Here is a 22,693-nt window from a genome sequence, read left to right as displayed (position 1 = left end):
AACTAAAAGGCATGAGCCCGGTACAATACCGGACCCATGCCCAAAAGGTTGCCTAATGAAATAATCTGTCTAACTTTATGGGGTCACTTCACTTCTATTATAGTTCGAGCTCTCCCATACGAAGAAGCTCAACCACTGCTTGTGAACGTCCTTTAACACCTTGCTTTTGCATTGCATTATTAATATGATTACGGACAAACCTTCTTGTTACTACATAATGTTTCTTCTATTGAGGTATTCCATACGAAGAAGCTCACCTACTGATTGCACACGCTATAGTTCTTATCTCCAGCGCCATGCAATCGTTGTATCTTCCATATGAATAGCAGGAATATTAATCCCTAAATATCGTCGCTCACCCTCATCAAAAACAGACCAATTTTCGTCATCTAGAAATTCACGGTCTATGCTTTCAAAATCAAATGTACTCTCTTCGTCTACCATCTCGCGAAAATATTTTTGAATTGGTTTACTATTCTCGTATAAACGAATTGTTCCATACATCCATGGCATTTCTCCAAAAACATCTTTAATTTCACCTATTTCTATATCTTTAAAATACAATTTCATATTTACACCTTCTTATTCATGAATAGCAAAGATACCTATCTTGAATACCTCATCATGTTATAAAACAGTTGTTTTCAACGCTTCTTCAAGCATTGTATTGAAATCGTTATATGTTTTCATCACTGTACCTGATGGCTTATCCAGTTCTAAATAAGTACCCTCCGATAAGTTTTTACAAAACCACGCAATAAAGGATTCTTCCTTAACATATCTTCTATCTCAAAATCTGAGATACCTGCTTTTTAAGTTCAAGAACCTTTTCCCACTTCAATAGTTCACTTCAAAATATAAACAGAAAAATAGCCGACTCTTTTTATAAAAGTCGGCTTCTTCTATTTATAGTTCGAGTTCTCCCATACGAAGAAGCTCAACAACTGCTTGTGAACGTCCTTTAACCCCTAGCTTTTGCATTGCATTTGAGATGTGGTTGCGCACTGTTTTTTCACTTATAAAAAGTTCACCTGCAATTTCCTTCGTCGTTTTATCTTGAACCAGTAATTCAAATACTTCTCTCTCTCTCTTTGTGAGTAAAGGTTTAGATTGATACGCTTTTTCCTTCAACTGGTATAACCCTCCTTGCTTAAGCCAGAGCTGTGTATGTGTAAGTTGGGTGTTTATTTAGTCAAGATATTGTATGAACGAAATGTGCAGGTGGTGAATGAAAATGGGCTTTATTTCTTATGTTATTTTAGACTTTTATACTGTTTATGCACTCGTTTTATACATTTACTTCTCCGTACGCCATATTTGGTCTAGCAATATACTTACAACGGTACCTACAAACAAACCATTACCGAATATATTTTGCATAACAGAAGGCAATGATTGGAGTGCTCCAAACGGTAAAAACATAACGCCGCAGCCAAATAATACCGCAACCCCTAAAATCGTTACATTCCTTTCGCTAAGTTGTATTTTTTTATGTTATGAAACCCAATTCCAATTAACTGTACGAACGAAGCCATTAAAACTGCAGATGCGACCGCGGATGGCAGAGATGCTAGGTAGCGGATAATACTTGGAAACAGCGACATAACAACTAGTAGCACACATGCAAATAAGACCCCTTCTCAAAACGTCTAAACGATTCTTCTATACAAGATTATCTAATTTCACTTGATCTAAATTCCCCATAACGACATTCCCCTTATACATTACTACACATTTCTCCGTTTGACGAGCTACTGCTTCAGCGACACATGTTGCATTCGTTAAAACAAAACTTGCTTCATCCCCTACATTAGGCCACACTCGCTCCCCTTCATTATTTAACGTTTCTTTCCCTCCTGTAATAAAACGAAGAGCTTTTCCTAAAGATCTTTCATCACTCCAACCAAACCGTTCCGCCAATCGATTCGCTTTTTGAAGCATATCTCCCGTTCCAAACGGAGACCAATGATCTGTAATACTATCATTTCCTAATGAAACTTTAACTCCTTTTCGATCTAATAATGGAATTGGGATTACTTGTTTACCAATTGGAACAGTTGAAGTAATATCGATCTTTAATGCCGCTAATCTTTCTGCCACTTCTTCAGCTTCTTTATCAGTGACGCCTCCAAGTCCAAGTGCATGGCTAATCGTTACACGCCCTTGCCATCCTGCTTCCTCTGTTAGGCTTGCCAATCTCTTCATCGTAAACGTTCCAAGGTTATTTGCATCATGCAGATGAATGTCCACATCCGCATTAAACTCTACTGCAATATCCATAATTGTATGTAATGATTTTTCGATGTCATTATCTACAGTAGCTGGGTCCACTCCGCCAACTAATTGCGCGCCCATACGCATTGCATCTTTCACAAGTTGTACAGAATTACTGCGCAATAATCCATGTTGCGGAAATGCAACTATTCTACCAGACAACCGATCTTTATATGTTTCTAAAGCCGCTAATGTTGCTTCCAAATTACGAAGTCCAATAATTGGATCAACATTACAATGCGTTCTAATATTCGTTGCGCCATTTCGGAGCAGTAACTCTAACATATTTTCCGCCCTATGTTGAGCAGTTGCTAATTGCTTTGGCAAAATCGTTTCTTCTTCATTAAAACGTGTAAAAATATTTTCTGCTGGCATGCAAGCTTTCCAAGGCCCACTATAATACGTTTTATCGATATGAATATGCATCTCTTCGAAAGCTGGTAAAACTAATAAACGATTAGCATCAAAAATTAAAGTTCCTTCCTCTTGAACGATTCCCGATATAATTTTTTTAATTATGCCATCTTCAATAAGAAGACTGTATATCTCTGTTTCCGTTTGTGAAATTTTCGCTTCTTCATATGTATAACCTGTTTCAAGCTTTACATTAGTCAACCAATACAATGTCATTACCATTTCCCCACCTTATATTAGAAAATACGTCACACCCTCATTTTCATTTTAATATCAACTGAAAATCAAGACAATTAACAAGCTATGAACCTCTTCGAAAAAAATAATATAATCAAATGGTATTCCCGTAAATTCCCATATAGAATAAAAGTACATACGCACACATAAAATTTTCACAATGATGATATAAAAAGGGGAGGATCATTATATGTCGAAGAAATTATGTAAATCTGAAACTGACAAAATGTTATTTGGTGTATGCGGAGGTTTAGGCGAATATTTTGATATTAGCGCTACTCTCATTCGTATCATCTGGCTTATTGCCGTTCTATGTTTTGGAACAGGGTTTTTAGTTTATCTCGTTTGTTTATTACTCATGCCACGTTCGTACTAATAACATCATTCACTATACTTTAGCAGTGCATATAAAAAAATCACCTATAGAATTCTATAGGTGATTTTTTTATGAAGAATATTTCATCGTTAAATGCAATACCGCCACTTCATCCTCTTCATTTTTATAACTATGTTTCTTATTCGCTTCAAATTGAATGGAATCAAACTCATTTAGCTCATACACATCATTCTCAACTTGAATAGAAACTTTCCCTTTCATTACCGTTACAAGCTCAATTGCTCCTTCATGATGAGCTTCAGGCTCATATATACTATGCGCTCTTAAACAAGCCCGGTGCATTTCCATCCCCGTTTCTTTCGTGTAACGGAACATTGTTTCTAAGTGCCACGCCTGTCCTACATCTACTGCAAACCCTTCTCCGCAGCGTGCAACAGCTACAGGCTCTCCAACAACCATCAATCTCGATAAAGGGATTGATAACCCTTTCGTAATTTTCCAAATGACAGCTAATGTTGGATTCGTTTCACCTCTTTCAATCTTTCCTAGCGTTAATTTACTAACACCTGTCTTTTGGGCTAAATCTTCTAAACTTAATTTTTGTTCATTTCGAATTTGTCTTAATAGCTGACCTACTTGCTGAATGACTTCTTTCGTTTGCATGTCCTCATTTTCTTTCATCTTTAAAAACCACCTTAAAGTATAAAATAGTTTACTTTTATTTAATTAAAGCATAGTATAATATACATAACCATTCAATTCTGAAAGGAGCGTTATACTTCATGCGCGCAATATTACTTGGTCTTTTATCATCGGCCTTTTTTTCTGCAACCTTTATTATTAACAGAGCAATGAATGTATCTGGAACAAGCTGGGCTTGGACTGCTTCCTTCCGTTTTCTATTTGCTCTCCCTATTTTATTCCTTATCGTTTTATTTCGCAAAAACTTGGGAGCTTTATGGGCAGAGTTAAAGAAACATCCATTTGCATGGATTGGGTGGGGCTCCGTCGCTGGCATCGGCTTCTATTCTTTATTAAGTTTCGCAGCTGTTTTTTCTCCAGCTTGGCTCGTTGCTGGAACTTGGCAAGTTACGATATTAGCAGGTTTACTTTTATCACCATTATTTTTCATTAAAATAGAAACAAAGTCTGGTACAAAACTTGTACGCGGAAAAATTCCACTGCGCAGTTTATATGTAGCATTATTTATTTTACTTGGTGTAATTTGTATGCAAACTACTGCGGCAGGTCATATTACAATGACTCAGTTCATTTCTGGTTTTTTACCCGTCGTTTTAGCAGCTTTCTTATATCCCTTCGGTAACCGAAAAATGATGGAACTTGTTGGCGGGCGTCTTGATACATTCCAACGTGTATTAGGAATGGCGATCGGAAGTCTCCCTATTACAATTTTACTTGGTATATACGGATTTTCCACTACTGGTATTCCATCATCAAGTCAAATGTTGCAAGGGTTTTTGTTAGCATTATGTTCCGGAGTTATTGCGACGATGACATTTTTCTTTGCTACTGACTTAGCAAAAGACAATCTTGGTTTACTTGGAGCTGTTGAAGCAACACAAGCTGGAACGATGGTCTTTACCGTGCTCGGTGAGATTATTTTCTTAAATGGTTCATTTCCTGGTGGTCTGTCACTGATTGGGATGATTATTATCATGCTAGGCATGGTCGTAAATAGTGTTTTAAACCGTTCTGTTCCAGTCGTTAAACAGAAAAAATTAGCATAAAAAAAGCATGATTCTTCTTTATAGAATCATGCTTTTTTACCGTCCCCCTATTCAGATTTATCAGAATAGAATTTCATTAGCTATTTATACTAAAACCTATGTTATAATACGTTTCATGTGCATTAATAGGAGGTAAATTATGTTAAAAAAAGCAATTGCTGAGTTTATTGGTACATTTGTACTTGTACTATTCGGAACTGGAGTAGCTGTCATTGGCGGCGGAATTGAAGGAATTGGAACATTAGGTATCGCTATGGCTTTCGGATTATCTATCGTGGCTATGGCATATAGCATTGGAACAATTTCTGGATGTCATATTAACCCAGCAGTATCGATCGCTATGTTCATCAACAAAAGAATGAACGCTATGGAACTTAGCTATTATTTATTAGCTCAAATTTTAGGTGGTTTATTAGGAACTGCAACGTTAGTAACAATTTTACGATCTGCTAAATTATCTTTAGATAATTTAGGACAAAATAGTTTTGGAACTCTTGGTTTATCTGGAGCATTTTTAGTTGAATTCATTTTAACTTTCGTATTTGTTTTAGTTATCGTTGCTGTAACAGGTAAAAAAGGAAGTTCTTCTTTAGCTGGACTAGTAATTGGTTTCACATTAGTATTAATTCACTTATTAGGTATCCCGTTAACTGGAACATCTGTTAACCCAGCTCGTAGTATCGCACCAGCTTTATTCGCTGGCGGAGAAGCAATTTCTCAACTATGGGTATTCATCGTTGCACCAATTCTTGGTGGTATCGTAGCAGCTGTTGTAGGAAAGTTTATTTTAAATACTGAAAAATAGAATTTTCAATATTTCCGAATAAAAAAAGGCGAGCCCTCATTATGAGGATGCTCGCTTTTTTATTCTTTAATTTTAGACTTCAAATTTGTAACTAATTGGTCTACCGTTACATTTGCAAGTACGTTTTCCATCGCTTCTTGCGCTTGCATTAAAATAATTTCTAATACCGATTGAATATTAGCTCCTACTGGACATTCAATGTTGGGATTTTCATGGAAAGAAAATAGGTGTCCTTCTTCTACAACTTCCACAGCTTTATATACATCAAGTAATGTAATTTCATCTAAATCACGAGCAAGTGTCGTACCACCTTTACCAGCTTGTACATCAACAAGTCCTGCTCTCTTCAACATTCCTGTAATGCGACGAATCACAACTGGATTTGTATTCACACTACCAGCAATCCATTCAGAGGTACAGCGAGAGTTTCGATCTATTGCAAGTAACGTTAACATATGAACACCTACTGTAAAACGACTACTAATTCCCATCTGCACACCCTCCTTTTTATTCATTCTATTAAAAGACAACTCTTATTATTATATACTATTTTTAATTTATACATAAAGAAAAAGCATGATTCCACTAGAAAATCATGCTTTTCTCTCCTTATTGACGCTTTATAAATTTCGCTAAATCTTTAAATTTCACTTTGCCGGAGTAATTCATTACACCGTTTACATAAATACGACTTGTAATAGCATTTAATATACCAATTGTCGCCAATAAAACTACTAATGTTATCGTAATTTCTAACATACCTGCTTCACCAGCTACAATACGCGAGAAGGTAACCATCGGAGTGAAAAACGGAACATACGAACTTACAACGACAATAGTACTATTCGGATCACTTAATGATTTAATACTAATGAAGAATGCAGCCATAATCAAAATCATTACCGGGAAAGACACAGCTTGTAAATCCTCTGTCTTAGACACAACAGCTCCAGCCGCAGCGTACATCATCGCATAAAGTAAATATCCCGTAATGAAATAGACAAGAAACATACTTATAACTTTTGCATCTAATTTTGTAAAGTCAATTGGAATCCCAAATAATGAGGCACTTTCTAAGTCGACCCAACCTAACAAATAAGGAATAAGATAACCACACGCCAGTATTACAAGTTGTAGTAACGCCGTTGAAACAACCGCTAAGATTTTCGCATACATCATCGTAAGAGGTTTTACTTTCGGAAGCATCACTTCCATTACGCGTGACGCCTTTTCAGATGCAATATTCATTGCGATTGTATTCCCGAAAGCAACAATAAACATATACAAAGCAAATGTAAAGAAATACGCAATTCCGAAAGAAGACGTACGGTCTTTTATCGCTTCTTGCTTTACTTGAATTTCTGCTTGTAATTGCTGTGCAATTTCCAGCGAAACATTATTTTTTGCAATCGTCACCATTGTATATTGTTGTTTTAAATACCCCGCCATAATTGCAGAAGTTGCTTGGCTTGGGAATCCATTATACATATATGTAACCGATGGGGCTCCATTCTTCTCCGTCACATGGAATAGACCATCTAAATCGCCTTCTTCTACTTGCTTATGCAGTTTATCAAAATCAGCCTTTGAACCAACCGTTATTTTTGCTGATGGTAATAACTTATCTAACTCTTCTTTTTGTATTTTGTAGGTGGAACTCTCTGTTACAACTGCAATTTTATCTTTATCCTTATTTTTATCTCCACCTGAAGTAAAATGATTAAATGCAAAAATACCAAACACAACTAAAAATAAAATCGCACTTGTAATTAATGATTTTTTAGATAAAAACGCTTCCCTAAAATAAAATGAAAATACATGAGAAAATTTACGCATCTTTATTTCGCCCTCTCTACAAAGATTTCGTTTAATGTCGGCTCTAACATTTTAAATTGTCGTAAGCTAACACCTTGTTCTTGCAACTGTTGCAAAATCTTTAGAGCTTCTGCATCGTCTTGTATTTTCACATAAAGAAGGCCTTGTTGTTTTTCATACGGAACATCTATAACTTCGAGCCCTTTTTCATTCTCTACTGTATCTTCAACCGTTAAATTACGAAAACCATATTCTTTCTTTATATCACTTAATTGACCTTCTACGACCGCTTCACCTTTTTTCAAAATACATACATGCTGGCAAAAAGCTTCTACTTGCTCCATACGATGACTTGATAAAATAATTGTCTTTCCCCTTTGTACTTGTTCTTCGATAATACTAGCTAGCATCCCAGCATTAACTGGATCAAGTCCACTAAATGGTTCATCTAAAATAAGAAGCTCTGGATCATGAAGAAGAGCAGCAATTAATTGAATTTTTTGCTGGTTTCCTTTCGAAAGTTCTCCCGCTGTTTTGAATTTATATTCTGGGATTGCTAATCGCTCTAACCAGTGATCAATTGCAAGATCCACTTCTTTCTTCGTCATTCCTTCTAATCTACCAAAATAACGTAGTTGATCTATTACTCTACTTTTTGTATATAATCCTCTTTCTTCTGGTAAATATCCAATCGTTACCCCGCTTTTACCAAATTCTTTTCCATCCCACGTAATAGAACCTTCATTTGGCGTTAATAAACCTAGTAACATTTTAATCGTCGTTGTTTTCCCTGCACCATTTCGGCCAAGTAACCCTAACACTTCACCTTTTGGTAACGAGATTTGCAAACCATTAACTGCTTTTGATTCTCCAAATAGTTTCGTTAAGTTTTGAATTTGTAAACTCAATGTATATATCCTCCCCTTCAATAGCATTCTCGCTTTCATAATATGATTGTTTAAAAAACAACATATAGTAACACCTTATTCCATCTTCTTATATACATTCCTTTTCTTCAGCTACTTAGTTTTTATCGCATCTTTTTTATGCATCTTATCTACTATAGGACAAACTACTATATATACAAAAGACAATATGCAAATGTTCATAAAAAAAATACAAAAAATATTATATTTTAATATATAATATTAATTGATTTTCTAACATCAAGGAGGATACATATGAAGATGAAGAGGGGTATTACCACTTTATTATCTGTAGCCGTTCTTTCCACATCGCTTGTAGCATGTTCAGGAACAGCTGAGAAAACAGTGGCAAAAGAAGAGAAAGTAAAATTAACAGACCAGCAATTGATGGCTGATTTATGGTATCAAACAGCTGGCGAAACGAAAGCGCTGTACTACCAAGGATACAATATTGGTCAATTGAAGCTTGATGCAGCTCTTGCAAAAGGTACAAACAAAAAACCTGCTATCGTACTTGATTTAGATGAAACTGTTTTAGATAACAGTCCTCATCAAGCAATGAGCGTAAAAACAGGAAAAGGCTATCCTTATAAATGGGACGATTGGATTAATAAGGCTGAAGCTGAAGCCCTTCCAGGCGCGATTGATTTCTTAAAATATACAGAGTCTAAAGGTGTAGATATTTACTACATCTCAAATCGTAAAACGAATCAACTAGATGCAACAATTAAAAATCTCGAGCGCGTAGGTGCTCCTCAAGCAACGAAAGAACACATATTACTACAAGACCCGAAAGAAAAAGGAAAAGAAAAACGCCGTGAACTTGTTTCTCAAACACATGATATTGTCCTATTCTTCGGTGATAACTTATCTGATTTCACTGGTTTTGATGGAAAATCTGTAAAAGATCGCAATCAAACAGTAGAAGAATCAAAAGCACAATTTGGTGAGAAATTCATCATTTTCCCTAATCCAATGTATGGTGATTGGGAAGGCGCTTTATATGACTATGATTTCAAAAAATCAGATGCAGAAAAAGATAAAATTCGTCGTGACAACTTAAAATCATTTGATGCAAAATAACAAAGAGGATGGCTTTCGCCATCCTCTTTTATTGCATATTTCTTGTTAAAGGTAAAATAAATACTTCTACACGTCTATTTTTTGCTTTTCCTTCTGGTGTATCATTTGGTGCAATTGGACGGTATTCTCCGTAACCAATTGCACTAAATTTTTCTGGTTGCAATTCTTTATTTTGAAGTAATACCTGCATAAAATTTACTGCACGCTGTGTACTTAACTCCCAGTTTGATGCAAACTGAGCATTTGCGATAGGAACAGTATCTGTATGACCAGATACTGTGATTTCACGAGGTGATGCCGAAACAAGTAGATTAGACATCTCTTTTGCAATCCCTAACGATTCCAACTTCACATCCGCTTTTCCTGAATCAAATAGGACATTTTCTAATATCGTTACCATTAACCCTTTTTCTGTTAAATCAGTTTTAAAAGAAGAAGATAATTGATTCTCAGCAATATACTTGTCAATACTTTGTTGTACTGCTTTTAATTCATTCATTTCTTGCTGCTTCACTTCAGCTTCAGCATTTTTTTTCATATTCTCAGATTCCAAACTACTTGCCGATAATTCCTTTTCTTTCTTCGGTTTTTGATCACTTAAAAACTCTTTATTTCCTGTTCCACCTGCTAGTTCACTGCGAAAAGCTACTGCCATCTGTTTAAATTTCGCAGCATCTATACTACTCATTGCAAATAAAACAATAAACAGCGCAAACAACAACGTTAGCATATCAGAATACGGAATTAGCCAAGTTTCATCAATATGCTCATCGTGTTTTTTCTTTTTACCTCTTCTATTTTTCTTACTCCGCATTTTTTTCCGCTCCTTTTTCTAGCTTCTTACGCTCAGTCGCAGAAAGCGCACCTAAAATGCGGTTTTTCATAATAAACGGATATGTACCTTCTTGTAACATTAATAAACAATCAATAATTAAACGTTTCTTCTCTAATTCAGCGGCAGACTTTTGCTTTAATTTATTTGCAAATGGATGCCATAACACATAACCTGAAAAAATACCGAAAATCGTTGCAATAAATGCACCTGAAATAGCATGCCCTAGCTTCTCAATATCAGTTAAATTTCCAAGTGCAGCTACAAGACCAATAACAGCACCTAAAACCCCTAATGTAGGTGCATATGTACCAGCTTGCGAAAAAATAGCAGCACCTTTTGCATGCCTCTCTTCAATTGCTTCTAATTCAGCTTCTAAAATTTGTTCTAAATCTTCCGCAGATACGCCATCAATAACAAATTTCATACCACGCAAAAGAAACTCATCTTCAATTTTATCTAATTGTTGCTCTAAAGACAAAATACCATATTTTCTACTCTCAGATGTCCAATGAACAAATAATTCTAGCAACTGTTCATAACTTAAATCTTTTTTATTTGAACCAAAAAGAACTTTAAATAATTTTGGAACCCTCTTAAGTTGATTCATCGGAAATGCAATACAAACTGCGGCAAATGTACCGATAAAAATAATTAATGCTGCGGCAGGATTCAATAAGGCTGTTACGTCAGCGCCCTTGACGAACATCCCTACTACTACCGCTACAAATCCTAAAATGAGCCCAATAATTGTTGCAAAATCCATTCTCATTCACTCCTAGTCTATACAAGAAGTCCTTTATTCTCGATAATCGCTACATCTTCTTATACATATATATTACATAAAAATGAATTTCATGAAAGATAAGAAATGAATTATGTGAAAAAATTCTACAATTTCACACATTTTCTGACATTTTCTTTGCATTTCTATTACGTTACGACTCTTATATTTCTTTTTCGACAAACTAGATTTATAATCAATAATGATACAAATTTTATTAAGAAAGGACTGTGATTACAGGGCATCATGAAAAAAATAGTAATTATTTCTGCCGCTACTATTGTAATCGGTATCACATCTTTCGCTTACTTCGGTTCTAAATCACCACTACAGAATGAGGCGAAAGCTGTCGAAAGTCAAAAACATAATAACCATCAAAAAGAAGAGATTCCTGCTTTTCCAAAAGCTGATCATAATGCAAAGAAACTAGATGATAATTTTTCCGTTGTAACAAATCCAGATTCTGATCTTGTATTGGTCAATAAACATCGTAAATTACCAGATGGGTACATTCCAGAAGATTTAACTAAACCGAACGTACCATTTACTAGTCCAAAAGATAAGGAGAAAACATTACTTCGTAAAGATGCTTCAGACGCGCTCGAAAAAATGTTCCAAGCAGCGAAAAAGGAAGGCTTAGAACTTACAGCAGTTTCAGGTTACCGTTCTTACAAACGCCAACAATCATTACATAACACATATATTAAACGCCAAGGAAAAGCTGAAGCTGATTCAGTAAGTGCAATTCCTGGAACAAGCGAGCATCAAACTGGTCTAGCAATGGATATTAGCTCAAAATCTGCTAAATTCCAATTAGAACCAATCTTCGGAGAGACCGCAGAGGGAAAATGGGTTGCAGAACATGCCCATGAGTTCGGATTTGTCATTCGTTATTTAGAGGATAAAACAAAGACAACAGAGTATGCATATGAACCGTGGCACTTGCGCTACGTTGGTAATCCATACGCCACATACATATATAAGCACCATCTAACATTAGAAGAGGCGATGGAGGACAAAAAATAAGAGAGCGAATCGCTCTCTTATTTTTCTTTCATTCTATTATTGTAGCAACTTCTTCTTCCATTCTTCAGGCCATGGTTCGCCTCTTCCAGTTTTTTTCGATGCTTGCACCATTGTTCCACGCCCAACTAAACAAACTTCTCCCTCTGCATTTTTGACCATATAGTGTAAATCTAAAGAAGAATTCCCAACCGCTCCTGCTTTTACATATACTTTCAACTGCTCATCAAAATAAATTTGTTTTATGAAATTGCATTGTAGATCTGCGACGACTATCATCGTTTCTGAAGATTCATGTGTCCATTCTTGCATAAATCCAAGTTCTTTAAACAATGCGATACGTGCTTCTTCAAAATATGTAAAAGCAACGACGTTATTCACATGGCCAAACATATCTACTTCACCAAAACGAACTTTAACAGGATTATAAAATGAAAAACCACTTTCCCACTGCTCAAAGTCTTCAATATAAGAAATTCTCTTCATTGTTCCCTCTCCTTTTCTTTTATAAATACACAGAATAAACAGAAAAATTAAGCTATAAATATTGCCTCTTCAAAATGAAGAGGCAATATTTATTAATAGTTATTGTCGCTACCAAAGAAATCTTTGAACGATTGAATTGTTGTATCACGGTTTAATGCTGCAATTGAAGTTGTTAATGGAATACCTTTCGGACATGATTGCACACAGTTTTGAGAGTTACCACAGTTTGCAAGTCCTCCATCACCCATAATTGCACGTAAGCGATCTGCTTTATGCATTTCACCAGTTGGATGCGAGTTGAATAAACGCGCTTGTGAAAGCGGTGCTGGTCCAATAAAGTCAGATTTACTGTTTACGTTCGGACATGACTCTAGGCAAACACCACATGTCATACATTTTGAAAGCTCATATGCCCATTGGCGCTTTTTCTCTGGCATTCTTGGACCTGGTCCTAGGTCGTACGTACCATCGATTGGAATCCAAGCTTTCACACGTTTTAACGCGTTAAACATACGACTACGGTCAACTTGTAAATCACGTACAACTGGGAATGTCTTCATCGGCTTTAAGCGAATTGGTTGTTCTAATTGGTCAATAAGAGCTGTACATGATTGACGTGGTTTTCCGTTAATCACCATCGAACATGCTCCACATACTTCCTCTAAACAGTTCATATCCCATGCAACTGGAGTTGTGTGGTTTCCTTTTGAGTCAACAGGATTACGACGAATTTCCATAAGCGCCGAAATAATATTCATATTAGGACGATATGGAATTTCAAACTCTTGTTCAAACTCTTGTGCATCTGGTCCATCTTGTCTCGTAATGATGAGGCGGATTGTTTTCTCAGACATGTTGTTTATCCCCCTTCTCTTCACCCTTAGCAGCTACATCATGTTTTGAAGAATAGTCACGTTTACGTGGTTTAATTAATGAAACATCCACGTCTTCGTAATGGAATGCTGGTGCATTTCCTTCTCCTTCAAATTTTGCCATCGTAGTTTTTAAGAAGTTTGCATCATCACGATTTGGGAATTCTGGTTTATAATGCGCTCCGCGGCTTTCATTACGGTTGTATGCCCCAATTGTAATAACACGCGCTAATTCAAACATATTTGCAAGTTGGCGTGTAAATGAAGCACCTTGGTTACTCCATCTTGCTGTATCGTTAATGTTTATGCGTTTGTAACGAGCCATTAACTCTTCAATTTTCGCATCTGTTTCTAGTAATTTTTTATTTTCACGAACTACTGTAACGTTATCTGTCATCCATTCTCCAAGCTCTTTATGAAGAACATATGCATTTTCGTTACCATCAAGCGTTAAAATATTGTTAAATTTCTCTGTTTCGATTAATTCATTTTGCTCATATACAGTAGATGACACAGCATCAGATGATTTAGAAAGACCTTTCATATACTCAATTGCATTCGGTCCTGCTACCATACCACCGTAGATTGCTGATAATAGTGAGTTCGCACCTAGACGGTTACCACCGTGCATAGAATAATCACACTCACCTGCTGCAAATAAACCTGGAATACTTGTCATCTGCTTATAATCAACCCATAATCCGCCCATTGAATAGTGAACCGCTGGGAAGATTTTCATTGGTAGTTTACGAGGATCATCACCTGTAAATTTCTCATAGATTTCAATAATTCCGCCAAGTTTAATATCTAGTTCTTTTGGATCTTTATGAGAAAGATCTAGATATACCATGTTTTCACCGTTAATACCTAGTTTTTGCTCTACGCAAACATCAAAGATTTCACGCGTTGCAATATCACGAGGTACAAGGTTTCCGTAAGCTGGATATTTTTCTTCTAAGAAGTACCATGGCTTACCATCTTTATATGTCCAAACACGTCCACCTTCACCACGTGCAGATTCACTCATAAGACGTAACTTATCGTCTCCAGGAATTGCTGTTGGATGGATTTGAATGAACTCACCGTTCGCATAATATGCACCTTGCTGATATACAGCAGATGCTGCTGTACCTGTATTAATAATGGAGTTCGTTGATTTTCCGAAGATGATACCAGGGCCCCCTGTTGCCATAATCACAGCATCAGCTTGGAAACTTTTAATCTCCATTGTTTGTAAGTCTTGTGCAACGATTCCTCGGCACACACCTTCGTCATCCACAACAGCTCGTAAGAAATCCCAACCTTCATATTTCGTTACAAGTCCTGCTACTTCATGGCGACGTACTTGCTCATCTAATGCGTATAGTAATTGTTGACCAGTTGTTGCGCCAGCAAATGCTGTACGGTGATGTTGTGTTCCACCAAAACGACGGAAATCAAGAAGTCCTTCTTCCGTACGGTTGAACATAACACCCATGCGGTCCATTAAATGAATAATACCAGGTGCTGCTTCACACATCGCTTTAACTGGTGGTTGGTTCGCTAAGAAATCCCCACCATAAATTGTATCGTCAAAGTGGATCCATGGAGAATCCCCTTCACCTTTCGTATTTACGGCACCGTTAATTCCACCTTGGGCACATACAGAATGTGAACGTTTTACTGGTACTAATGAAAACAGTTCAACATTTACTCCTGCTTCTGCCGCTTTAATCGTTGCCATTAAGCCAGCCAAGCCACCGCCGACTACTATAAGTTTCCCTTTCATGCTCTCCCACTCCTTACTGGTTTGCTAGCTGTGGATCGATGAACGCTAATAATGCACTCACACCTACATAAGATAGACCTAAGAAAATAGCTAATGTTACATAAGTAGAGATTCTTTGTGAACGTGGAGATACTGTAATTCCCCAGCTTATGCAGAATGTCCATAGTCCATTTGCAAAGTGGAAAATAGTTGAAACAACACCAACTAAGTAGAATGCAAACATAGCTGGATTGCTTAAAATATCTGCCATCATATCATAGTTTACCTCTTTACCTAACATTGCTTGAATACGAGTTTCCCAGACGTGCCAAGAAATAAATATCAGCGTAACGATACCTGAAATTCGTTGGAAGACGAACATCCAGTTACGGAAATAACCGTAAGATACCGCATTGTTCTTAGCTGTAAATGCAATATATAAGCCATATATAGCATGGTACAGTATAGGTAAAAAGATGATGAAAATTTCTAGCGCATACCGGAATGGAAGGAGCTCCATAAAGCCTGCAGCTTTGTTAAAAGCCTCTGCTCCTCTTGTTGCAAAGTTGTTTACTACTAAATGTTGCGTCAAAAAGACACCAACCGGGATGACCCCCATTAATGAGTGCCACTTACGAAACGTATACTCGCGGCCTTTCATGTCCCCATTACCCCCCTTGAATGTTTGACTGCTGTTTTCAGATTAGTTTACAACAATAATGTTTTTTCACTATTGGCATAAGAAAAACTGAAAAAATTATTCGAAATATTTCAGCATAATTTGATACCAAGTTCATTTTACTCCTATTTTTGTCGAAGCGTCAAGAAAACGTATACATAATTTGCATATAATTTGCCATTTCTTTTTTTCTTCTTATATATTCAGATTTCCCAAAGAAAAATCTGTTTTTATAAATGAGAAATGTTATATAATAATCCCTATAGAAAGAGGGGAATATTGTGAGCAAAAATACAATCGATATAACATCTTTAGAAGATGTTTCATTGAACGCCTTCGCTTATGAATTACTGCGTGAAGAACTACTACCTGATTTAATTGGTAATGATTTAGATGGAATTTTATACTGGTCCGGTAGAAATCTTGCAAGAAAATATCCGCTAGAAACCATTGAAGAAGTTATTCAGTTTTTCGAAAAAGCCGGTTGGGGCACTTTAAGCATCGTTGAGCATAAACGTCGTGAAATGCAGTTCCAACTTAAAAGTGCACTCATTGCTGAGCGTCAAAAACAAAAAAGACATTCTTCTTATCAATTAGAAGCTGGATTTATCGCCGAGCAAATTCAAAGACAAAGAAACGTCATTGCCGAGTCCTACGAAGAACAGAAAAAACGTTCAGACTCTATTACATTTCTTGTTAAATGGGATATAAAAGATCTCATTGAAGTGTAGCATTTACCTACAGTCAACTAAACTAGACATATACGTTTAGTTGACTTTTTTGTATATTCATTCAGATGTGTTTATTTCAAATCTTCAGAAATTATACCAAAAAACAGAAGACATTGTAAACTACAACGTCTTCTTATCTGTTAAATAAGTATAAATCGTCTCCGCTACATTTTTCGGCATACCTGCTTCGACAAATTCCGATATGGAAGCTTCTTTCATCTTTTTTAATGAACCAAAATGTTTTAACAATACCTTTTTCCGTTTATCACCGATTCCCGGAATTTCATCCAACGCGGATTGAATAACAGATTTCCCGTGTAATTGACGATGGAATGTAATTGCAAATCGATGCACCTCATCTTGAATGCGCTGCAATAAATAAAATTCTTGGCTATTCCTCGCAAGCATAACGGGCTCAGGTGGATCCCCAATAATTAAATGTGATGTTTTATGTTTTTCATCTTTGACAAGCCCTGCCATTGGAATATATAATCCAAGCTCGTTTTCAAGAACATCACTTGTAGCCGCGAGATGCCCTTTTCCCCCATCGATAATTATTAAATCTGGCAAGGGTAAATTTTCCTTTAATGCCCTCGTATAACGGCGCCTCACAACTTCCCTCATAGACTCGTAATCATCTGGCCCTTGGACTGTTTTAATTTTATATTTCCGATATTCTTTCTTCGCTGGTTTCCCATCGATAAAAGCAATCATTGCTGAAACAGGATTTGTCCCTTGAATATTCGAGTTATCAAACGCTTCAATACGATATGGCGTTTCAATACCGAGCTGCTTCCCTAAATTGTCAACAGCTTTAATCGTCCGCTCTTCATCGCGTTCAATTAAGTAAAATTTCTCTTCTAGTGCAATTCTCGCGTTTTTATTTGCTAATTCCACAAGATCTTTTTTCTTCCCACGCTTCGGCTGTGTCGCTTCAACTTCTAAAAAGCGCTCTACTAATTCTGAATCTATACTTCCTGGAACGACAATTTCCTTCGGCTTAAAATGACTACTGTTTTCATAAAATTGACCGATAAACGTTAAAAATCCCTCTTCTGGTTCATCATAGATTGGAAACATAGAAACATCACGTTCAATTAGCTTTCCTTTTCGAACGAAGAAAACTTGAACACACATCCACCCTTTATCAACTGCATATCCAAACACGTCACGATCCACTAAATCACTCATAATCATCTTTTGTTTTTCCATAATTGCATCAATATGAGCAATTTGATCTCGCAACTCTTTTGCCCGTTCAAATTCTAACTTCTCTGAAGCCTCATACATTTTTGCTTCTAATTCTGAACGAACTTCTTTATGTCCACCATTTAAAAACTTAATAATTTCATCTACAATTTCTTTATTTTGTTCTTCCGTTACTTCTTTTACACAAGGTGCTAAACATTGTCCCATATGATAATAGAGACAAACTTTATCCGGCATATTGGTACATTTACGAAGCGGATACATACGATCTAATAACTTTTTCGTTTCATGAGCTGACTGGGCGTTCGGATAAGGACCAAAGTACTTTCCTTTGTCCTTTTTTACATTTCGCGTAATGAGTAAACGCGGCTGCTTTTCAGCTGTAATTTTAATAAAAGGATATGTTTTATCATCTTTTAATTGAATATTATATTTTGGATCATACTTTTTAATTAAATTTAACTCTAAAATAAGAGCCTCCAAATTTGAGGAGGTTACAATATATTCAAAATCTACAATTTCTCCTACAAGCCTAAGTGTTTTCCCATCATGCGAACCAGTAAAGTACGAGCGTACACGATTTTTGAGTACCTTTGCTTTTCCGACGTATATAACCGTTCCCTGTTTATCCTTCATTAAATAACAACCAGGTTGATCGGGCAAAATTGCTAACTTCTCTTTTAAATGCTCGTGCACTCGTCTCCCTCCATTTCTACATGCTTATCATTTTTATTTTCATACGAAAACATACTATGCTAAAACACCCAACATACGTTCTTTTATTGTAACGGAAAGCGACAGAAAAAGAAAATATTATAAAATAAAAAAAGCTGCCTCATGGCAGCTTTTTTTATTAGAAGTGTTTAGAAACTAATTCTACTAACGCTTCTTTCGGTTTGTAACCTAACGCTTGATCAACCACTTTACCATCTTTTAACACGAAAAGAGCTGGAATGCTCATTACTTCGAATTGACGAGCAGTTTCTTGGTTTTCATCAACGTCAACTTTTACTACCTTTACTTTCTCGCCTAACTCTGCATCGATTTCCTCTAATACAGGAGCGATCATTTTACAAGGTCCGCACCAAGGCGCCCAGAAATCTAATAATACAACACCTTCGCTAGTTTCAGCTGCGAAGCTTTGGTCATTTGCATTTACAATTGCCATTTTATTTCCTCCTTCAAGTATATTCTACCAAGAGTATATCATTAACTTATATACGTGGCGAATATTATGTATCGTTATGTATTGTAACAAAAAAATGTTCCTTTATACTATATAAAAATACGGATTAAATACTAAAAAGATGAGAGACAGGGGATCTCTCACCTTTTTCTATATATAGGGGTACTTCACTTGGAACTCAAGGGTACTCAAATCATGAATGTACTTTTAACTTTTTAAACTCTTCTGTTAAAAGAGGTACTACTTCAAATAGATCACCGACAATACCGTAGTCAGCTACTTTGAAGATACTAGCTTCTGGATCTTTATTAATCGCAACAATTATTTTTGAGTTAGACATACCAGCTAAATGCTGAATCGCACCAGAAATACCGCATGCAATGTATAGGTCTGGCGTAACAACTTTACCAGTTTGACCAATTTGTAATGAGTAATCACAATACTCAGCGTCACAAGCACCACGAGATGCTCCAACAGCGCCGCCTAATACGTCAGCTAACTCTTTTAATGGTTTAAATCCTTCTTCACTCTTCACACCACGTCCACCAGCGATAATAACTTTTGCTTCAGAAAGGTCTACACCTTCTGCTGTTTTACGGACAACATCTTGAATAATTGTACGTAAATCTTTCACATCTACTGTAATAGAAGACACGTCACCGCTGCGAGACTCATCTTTTTCAAGAGTTGCAATGTTATTTGGACGCACTGTCGCAAATAAGATACCCTCTGTTACAATCTTCTTCTCAAACGCTTTACCAGAGTAAATTGGACGAGTGAAGATAACATTTCCACCTTCAACCTCTAAAGCAGTTACGTCAGAAACTAGACCAGCTTCAAGCTTCGCAGCTAATTTTGGTGATAAATCTTTACCAAGTGCTGTATGTCCAAATACAATTCCTTCTGGTTTTTCTTCAGCATATACAGCTAAAAACGCTTGTGCATAGCCATCAGATGTATATGATTTTAATTTATCATTTTCAACTGTCACAACGCGATCTGCACCGTAATGAATCAATTCATTTGCAAAAGAGGTAACGCTGTCTCCAACTAGAAGACCTACCACTTCACCGCCTTCTGCAATTGTTTTTGCTGCTGCTACCGCTTCAAACGAAACGTTACGTAGCGATCCGTCACGAACTTCACCCATTACTAATACTTTACGAGCCATAGATTTTCCCTCCTGCATATATAATTTCGTATTTTATTAGATTACTTTCGCTTCTGTATGGAGCAACGATACAAGTTCTTTTACTTGATCTTGCAGCTCGCCTTGTAACACTTTTCCTGCATCTTTCTTAGGAGGCAAATAGATTTCAATTGTTTTTGTTTTTGCTTCCACATCATCTTCTTCTAAATCTAAATCATCTAATTCTAATTCTTCTAGTGGCTTCTTCTTCGCTTTCATAATACCTGGAAGCGATGGATAACGCGGTTCATTTAAACCTTGTTGCGCTGTTACTAAAACCGGTAATGATGTTTCAATTACTTCTGTATCCCCTTCAACATCACGCTCGATTTTCACATTTGTACCATCAATTTCAAGCTTTGTAATTGTCGTTACATATGGAATATTTAACGCTTCAGCTACACGTGGACCAACTTGTCCAGATGCACCGTCAATCGCAACGTTTCCACCTAAAATTAAATCTACTTCTTTATCTTTCAAATATTCAGCAAGCACTTTTGCCGTTGTGAACTGGTCACCATTCTCAACATCATCTTCAATGTTAATTAATACCGCTTTATCGCAACCCATCGCTAATGCTGTGCGAAGTTCTTTTTCACTATCCTGGCCACCAACTGTTACAACAGTAACTTCTCCACCTTGTGCATCTCTTACTTGAATTGCTTCTTCAATCGCATATTCATCGTAAGGGTTGATGATGAATTCCGCTTCGCCATCGTAAATTGCACCGTTTTTAATTACGATTTTTTCTTCTGTATCAAATGTTCGTTTCATGAGTACGTAGATGTTCATTCCATTTACCCCCTTATTTTTCAGAAAGATTCTATCAATTTTAAAATTCTGTTAATTTATATTAAAAAAATATTTGGACTACCTACCACTAAATGAAGGCTTACGTTTTTCTAAAAATGCTGCTACGCCTTCTTTTCCATCTTCACCCGTAAATACTTCACCAAAAATCTGTGATTCACGCTGTACACCTTCATAATAATGAGACGATTTTGTTGTTTGTAATAACTCTAGCACAGCACGAATTGTTGCCGGACTTTTTCCAGCAATCTGCTTTGCAATTTTAAGCGTATCTTCTAAAAGTGATTCTTCAGAAAGTACCCCGTTAACAAGTCCCCATTTCAATGCCTCTGCACCAGTAATTGGTGTACTTGTTAACATCATTTCACAAGCTTTCGCTTTACCAACATAACGCGGTAAGCGCTGTGTACCTGCAAAACCAGGAATTAATCCAAGTGTTAACTCAGGTAAACCAAGCTTTGCACTTTCAGTTACAAAGCGCATGTGGCAAGACATAGCAAATTCAAGGCCGCCGCCAAGTGCCGCTCCATGAATTGCCGCAATAACTGGTTTTGAACATTTTTCAACACGCTCAAACGTAACTTGCCCAAGCTGTGCTAATTCTGTCGCTTGCTTCGCTTCAGTAACAGATGTAAATTCTTTAATATCTGCTCCCGCTGAGAAGAAGCGCCCTTCGCCATGCAGAACAACAACACGAATGTTATCATCCTTTTCCACTTGATCGATTAATTCAGTAACGTCATGCATAACTTGTGAAGACATCGCATTAGCTGGCGCATGGTTTAACGTCGCCACGGCGATATGATCTTCAACTCTTACAGATAGGAATTTCAACATGATCCCTCCCATTATTGACGATAACCACAAGCTGCAATAAGTAGCCCATGTACCGTTTTTGAAAGTGCGACCAGATCATACTTATGATCGCTCATTACCCAATTGGTCACAACTTCATCTACTGTTCCAAAGATCATTTGTCTTGCCACGCGAACATTTAAATCCGCCTGAAATTCACCTTGCTTTATACCTGTCTCTAAAATCTCATCCATAACTTGTAAGTAGCCTTTTAATACTTCATTTATCTTGAGGCGCAAGTCTTGATTGGACTGTCTTAGCTCTAATTGTGTAACGATAGCAAGAGGATCATTTTGCGACAACAGCAAGAAGTGCGTTTCTACCAACATAAATAACTTCGCTACAGCGCTTTCAATTCCTGCTATTTTTTGACGAATTGTTTCAACAAATTCTCCCATCTTCTCTTGGAATAAGGATATTAATATATCTTCTTTATTTTTAAAATATAAATAAATCGTGCCATCAGCTACCCCAGCTTGCTTTGCAATTTTAGAAACTTGCGCTTGATGGTATCCATTCTCCGCAATCACAATGACTGCTGCATCAATAATTTGATTGTATTTCGGTCTATTTTTCTTCACTTTACTGTCCCCTTCAAGAAGATGACTGAATGAATAGTCATTCATATTCTTATAATACTGACTATTTAGA

General features: G+C 36.6%; 25 protein-coding genes and 3 pseudogenes. 6 read left to right on the top strand and 22 right to left on the bottom strand.

Going from position 1 to position 22,693, the window contains the following annotated elements; all coding sequences use genetic code 11:
• Positions 1-97: 97 nt before the first annotated feature.
• The 6 genes and pseudogenes from MR109_RS17940 to MR109_RS17915 form a co-directional block, all read right to left on the bottom strand.
• Positions 98-199 (bottom strand): annotated as a pseudogene (locus MR109_RS17940) (hypothetical protein); the annotation flags it as partial.
• 83 nt (positions 200-282) lie between these two features.
• A complete protein-coding gene (locus MR109_RS17935) occupies positions 283-570 on the bottom strand; it encodes a hypothetical protein (protein WP_071718522.1) in 288 nt (95 codons plus the stop codon).
• Between the two features lie 57 nt (positions 571-627).
• A pseudogene (locus tag MR109_RS17930) lies at positions 628-768 on the bottom strand (YrhA family protein); the annotation flags it as partial.
• Between the two features lie 138 nt (positions 769-906).
• On the bottom strand, positions 907-1,131 hold the full coding sequence (gene gerE / locus MR109_RS17925) for a spore germination transcription factor GerE (protein ID WP_000659484.1): 225 nt from the start codon (positions 1,129-1,131) through the stop codon (positions 907-909).
• Positions 1,132-1,296: 165 nt separating this feature from the next.
• Positions 1,297-1,631: pseudogene (locus MR109_RS17920) on the bottom strand (purine/pyrimidine permease); the annotation flags it as partial.
• A gap of 31 nt (positions 1,632-1,662) precedes the next feature.
• Positions 1,663-2,904, bottom strand: coding sequence for an amidohydrolase family protein (locus MR109_RS17915; RefSeq protein ID WP_242273357.1), 1,242 nt, complete (start codon positions 2,902-2,904; stop codon positions 1,663-1,665).
• Between the two features lie 211 nt (positions 2,905-3,115).
• On the opposite strand from MR109_RS17915, the gene MR109_RS17910 reads away from it, so the two are divergent.
• Positions 3,116-3,301, top strand: coding sequence for a PspC domain-containing protein (locus MR109_RS17910; RefSeq protein WP_098306309.1), 186 nt, complete (start codon positions 3,116-3,118; stop codon positions 3,299-3,301).
• Positions 3,302-3,370: 69 nt separating this feature from the next.
• Here the strand turns inward: MR109_RS17910 and MR109_RS17905 are convergent, their stop codons facing one another.
• Positions 3,371-3,943, bottom strand: coding sequence for a helix-turn-helix domain-containing protein (locus tag MR109_RS17905; protein ID WP_002173651.1), 573 nt, complete (start codon positions 3,941-3,943; stop codon positions 3,371-3,373).
• 101 nt (positions 3,944-4,044) lie between these two features.
• On the opposite strand from MR109_RS17905, the gene MR109_RS17900 reads away from it, so the two are divergent.
• The gene (locus MR109_RS17900; protein ID WP_071718514.1) at positions 4,045-5,010 is read left to right on the top strand and encodes a DMT family transporter; all 966 of its coding nucleotides are present in this window, start codon (positions 4,045-4,047) and stop codon (positions 5,008-5,010) included.
• A 139-nt stretch (positions 5,011-5,149) separates the two neighbouring features.
• Positions 5,150-5,815 (top strand): MIP/aquaporin family protein, encoded by a 666-nt coding sequence (locus MR109_RS17895; protein ID WP_071718513.1) that lies wholly within the window; start codon positions 5,150-5,152, stop codon positions 5,813-5,815.
• A 59-nt stretch (positions 5,816-5,874) separates the two neighbouring features.
• Here MR109_RS17895 and MR109_RS17890 read toward each other — a convergent pair whose 3' ends face one another.
• The 3 genes from MR109_RS17890 to MR109_RS17880 all read right to left on the bottom strand — a co-directional run bounded on the left by MR109_RS17890 (position 5,875) and on the right by MR109_RS17880 (position 8,538).
• Positions 5,875-6,306 carry an Rrf2 family transcriptional regulator gene (locus tag MR109_RS17890; RefSeq protein WP_002173653.1) on the bottom strand — a complete coding sequence of 144 codons (432 nt, stop codon included), beginning with the start codon at positions 6,304-6,306 and terminating at the stop codon, positions 5,875-5,877.
• Positions 6,307-6,424: 118 nt separating this feature from the next.
• Positions 6,425-7,651: an ABC transporter permease gene (locus MR109_RS17885; RefSeq protein WP_242273356.1), complete on the bottom strand. Its 1,227-nt coding sequence runs from the start codon at positions 7,649-7,651 to the stop codon at positions 6,425-6,427.
• A 2-nt stretch (positions 7,652-7,653) separates the two neighbouring features.
• Positions 7,654-8,538 carry an ABC transporter ATP-binding protein gene (locus MR109_RS17880; protein WP_071718511.1) on the bottom strand — a complete coding sequence of 295 codons (885 nt, stop codon included), beginning with the start codon at positions 8,536-8,538 and terminating at the stop codon, positions 7,654-7,656.
• 273 nt (positions 8,539-8,811) lie between these two features.
• Here MR109_RS17880 and MR109_RS17875 point away from each other — a divergent pair, with 273 nt between their 5' ends.
• Entirely contained in the window at positions 8,812-9,639 is an 828-nt protein-coding gene (locus MR109_RS17875; protein ID WP_025147519.1) for a 5'-nucleotidase, lipoprotein e(P4) family, read from the top strand.
• A 28-nt stretch (positions 9,640-9,667) separates the two neighbouring features.
• On the opposite strand, the gene motB is transcribed toward MR109_RS17875, so the two are convergent.
• Positions 9,668-10,453, bottom strand: coding sequence for a flagellar motor protein MotB (motB, locus tag MR109_RS17870; protein WP_071718509.1), 786 nt, complete (start codon positions 10,451-10,453; stop codon positions 9,668-9,670).
• On the bottom strand, positions 10,443-11,237 hold the full coding sequence (motA, locus tag MR109_RS17865) for a flagellar motor stator protein MotA (RefSeq protein ID WP_025147521.1): 795 nt from the start codon (positions 11,235-11,237) through the stop codon (positions 10,443-10,445). The genes motB and motA overlap by 11 nt, the downstream gene beginning before the upstream one ends.
• 264 nt (positions 11,238-11,501) lie before the next feature.
• Here motA and MR109_RS17860 point away from each other — a divergent pair, with 264 nt between their 5' ends.
• Entirely contained in the window at positions 11,502-12,281 is a 780-nt protein-coding gene (locus MR109_RS17860) for a M15 family metallopeptidase (RefSeq protein WP_002173659.1), read from the top strand.
• Between the two features lie 36 nt (positions 12,282-12,317).
• Here MR109_RS17860 and MR109_RS17855 read toward each other — a convergent pair whose 3' ends face one another.
• The 4 genes from MR109_RS17855 to sdhC all read right to left on the bottom strand — a co-directional run bounded on the left by MR109_RS17855 (position 12,318) and on the right by sdhC (position 16,044).
• Entirely contained in the window at positions 12,318-12,764 is a 447-nt protein-coding gene (locus MR109_RS17855) for an acyl-CoA thioesterase (RefSeq protein WP_098789794.1), read from the bottom strand.
• A gap of 92 nt (positions 12,765-12,856) precedes the next feature.
• The gene (gene sdhB, locus MR109_RS17850; protein WP_071718506.1) at positions 12,857-13,618 is read right to left on the bottom strand and encodes a succinate dehydrogenase iron-sulfur subunit; all 762 of its coding nucleotides are present in this window, start codon (positions 13,616-13,618) and stop codon (positions 12,857-12,859) included.
• Positions 13,611-15,404: a succinate dehydrogenase flavoprotein subunit gene (sdhA, locus tag MR109_RS17845; RefSeq protein ID WP_000676747.1), complete on the bottom strand. Its 1,794-nt coding sequence runs from the start codon at positions 15,402-15,404 to the stop codon at positions 13,611-13,613. The genes sdhB and sdhA overlap by 8 nt, the downstream gene beginning before the upstream one ends.
• A 13-nt stretch (positions 15,405-15,417) precedes the next feature.
• Positions 15,418-16,044, bottom strand: a complete 627-nt coding sequence (gene sdhC / locus MR109_RS17840; protein ID WP_000678360.1) for a succinate dehydrogenase cytochrome B558 — start codon at positions 16,042-16,044, stop codon at positions 15,418-15,420.
• Positions 16,045-16,343: 299 nt separating this feature from the next.
• Between sdhC and MR109_RS17835 the strand changes: the two genes are divergently transcribed.
• Entirely contained in the window at positions 16,344-16,793 is a 450-nt protein-coding gene (locus tag MR109_RS17835; RefSeq protein WP_002173663.1) for a YslB family protein, read from the top strand.
• 120 nt (positions 16,794-16,913) lie between these two features.
• Here MR109_RS17835 and uvrC read toward each other — a convergent pair whose 3' ends face one another.
• From uvrC to MR109_RS17805, 6 genes are all read right to left on the bottom strand, one after another.
• A complete protein-coding gene (gene uvrC / locus MR109_RS17830; RefSeq protein ID WP_071718505.1) occupies positions 16,914-18,698 on the bottom strand; it encodes an excinuclease ABC subunit C in 1,785 nt (594 codons plus the stop codon).
• A 157-nt stretch (positions 18,699-18,855) separates the two neighbouring features.
• Positions 18,856-19,170, bottom strand: a complete 315-nt coding sequence (gene trxA / locus MR109_RS17825) for a thioredoxin (RefSeq protein ID WP_001018943.1) — start codon at positions 19,168-19,170, stop codon at positions 18,856-18,858.
• 211 nt (positions 19,171-19,381) lie between these two features.
• Entirely contained in the window at positions 19,382-20,359 is a 978-nt protein-coding gene (gene etfA / locus MR109_RS17820) for an electron transfer flavoprotein subunit alpha (RefSeq protein WP_071718504.1), read from the bottom strand.
• Positions 20,360-20,395: 36 nt separating this feature from the next.
• Positions 20,396-21,169: an electron transfer flavoprotein subunit beta gene (gene etfB, locus MR109_RS17815; protein ID WP_071718503.1), complete on the bottom strand. Its 774-nt coding sequence runs from the start codon at positions 21,167-21,169 to the stop codon at positions 20,396-20,398.
• A gap of 78 nt (positions 21,170-21,247) precedes the next feature.
• Positions 21,248-22,024, bottom strand: coding sequence for an enoyl-CoA hydratase (locus tag MR109_RS17810; protein WP_002173667.1), 777 nt, complete (start codon positions 22,022-22,024; stop codon positions 21,248-21,250).
• An 11-nt stretch (positions 22,025-22,035) separates the two neighbouring features.
• Positions 22,036-22,623: a TetR/AcrR family transcriptional regulator gene (locus tag MR109_RS17805; RefSeq protein WP_012261773.1), complete on the bottom strand. Its 588-nt coding sequence runs from the start codon at positions 22,621-22,623 to the stop codon at positions 22,036-22,038.
• Positions 22,624-22,693 lie beyond the last annotated feature (70 nt).

Source organism: Bacillus cereus group sp. BfR-BA-01310, assembly GCF_022664325.1.
Lineage (GTDB): Bacteria > Bacillota > Bacilli > Bacillales > Bacillaceae_G > Bacillus_A > Bacillus_A paramycoides.
This window is presented reverse-complemented; position numbering and strand designations above follow the sequence as displayed.

Excerpts from the sequence above, each read along its gene's own strand:
- motB (WP_071718509.1), bottom strand. The coding sequence starts at position 10,453 with ATGCGGAGTAAGAAAAATAGAAGAGGTAAAAAGAAAAAACACGATGAG.
- MR109_RS17885 (WP_242273356.1), bottom strand. The coding sequence starts at position 7,651 with ATGCGTAAATTTTCTCATGTATTTTCATTTTATTTTAGGGAAGCGTTT.
- MR109_RS17860 (WP_002173659.1), top strand. The coding sequence starts at position 11,502 with ATGAAAAAAATAGTAATTATTTCTGCCGCTACTATTGTAATCGGTATC.
- etfB (WP_071718503.1), bottom strand. The coding sequence starts at position 21,169 with ATGAACATCTACGTACTCATGAAACGAACATTTGATACAGAAGAAAAA.
- trxA (WP_001018943.1), bottom strand. The coding sequence starts at position 19,170 with ATGGCAATTGTAAATGCAAATGACCAAAGCTTCGCAGCTGAAACTAGC.
- MR109_RS17935 (WP_071718522.1), bottom strand. The coding sequence starts at position 570 with ATGAAATTGTATTTTAAAGATATAGAAATAGGTGAAATTAAAGATGTT.
- MR109_RS17905 (WP_002173651.1), bottom strand. The coding sequence starts at position 3,943 with ATGAAAGAAAATGAGGACATGCAAACGAAAGAAGTCATTCAGCAAGTA.
- MR109_RS17810 (WP_002173667.1), bottom strand. The coding sequence starts at position 22,024 with ATGTTGAAATTCCTATCTGTAAGAGTTGAAGATCATATCGCCGTGGCG.
- MR109_RS17900 (WP_071718514.1), top strand. The coding sequence starts at position 4,045 with ATGCGCGCAATATTACTTGGTCTTTTATCATCGGCCTTTTTTTCTGCA.
- MR109_RS17910 (WP_098306309.1), top strand. The coding sequence starts at position 3,116 with ATGTCGAAGAAATTATGTAAATCTGAAACTGACAAAATGTTATTTGGT.
- sdhA (WP_000676747.1), bottom strand. The coding sequence starts at position 15,404 with ATGAAAGGGAAACTTATAGTAGTCGGCGGTGGCTTGGCTGGCTTAATG.
- MR109_RS17895 (WP_071718513.1), top strand. The coding sequence starts at position 5,150 with ATGTTAAAAAAAGCAATTGCTGAGTTTATTGGTACATTTGTACTTGTA.
- MR109_RS17855 (WP_098789794.1), bottom strand. The coding sequence starts at position 12,764 with ATGAAGAGAATTTCTTATATTGAAGACTTTGAGCAGTGGGAAAGTGGT.
- MR109_RS17890 (WP_002173653.1), bottom strand. The coding sequence starts at position 6,306 with ATGGGAATTAGTAGTCGTTTTACAGTAGGTGTTCATATGTTAACGTTA.
- etfA (WP_071718504.1), bottom strand. The coding sequence starts at position 20,359 with ATGGCTCGTAAAGTATTAGTAATGGGTGAAGTTCGTGACGGATCGCTA.
- sdhB (WP_071718506.1), bottom strand. The coding sequence starts at position 13,618 with ATGTCTGAGAAAACAATCCGCCTCATCATTACGAGACAAGATGGACCA.
- MR109_RS17875 (WP_025147519.1), top strand. The coding sequence starts at position 8,812 with ATGAAGATGAAGAGGGGTATTACCACTTTATTATCTGTAGCCGTTCTT.
- sdhC (WP_000678360.1), bottom strand. The coding sequence starts at position 16,044 with ATGAAAGGCCGCGAGTATACGTTTCGTAAGTGGCACTCATTAATGGGG.
- motA (WP_025147521.1), bottom strand. The coding sequence starts at position 11,237 with ATGGATTTTGCAACAATTATTGGGCTCATTTTAGGATTTGTAGCGGTA.
- MR109_RS17915 (WP_242273357.1), bottom strand. The coding sequence starts at position 2,904 with ATGACATTGTATTGGTTGACTAATGTAAAGCTTGAAACAGGTTATACA.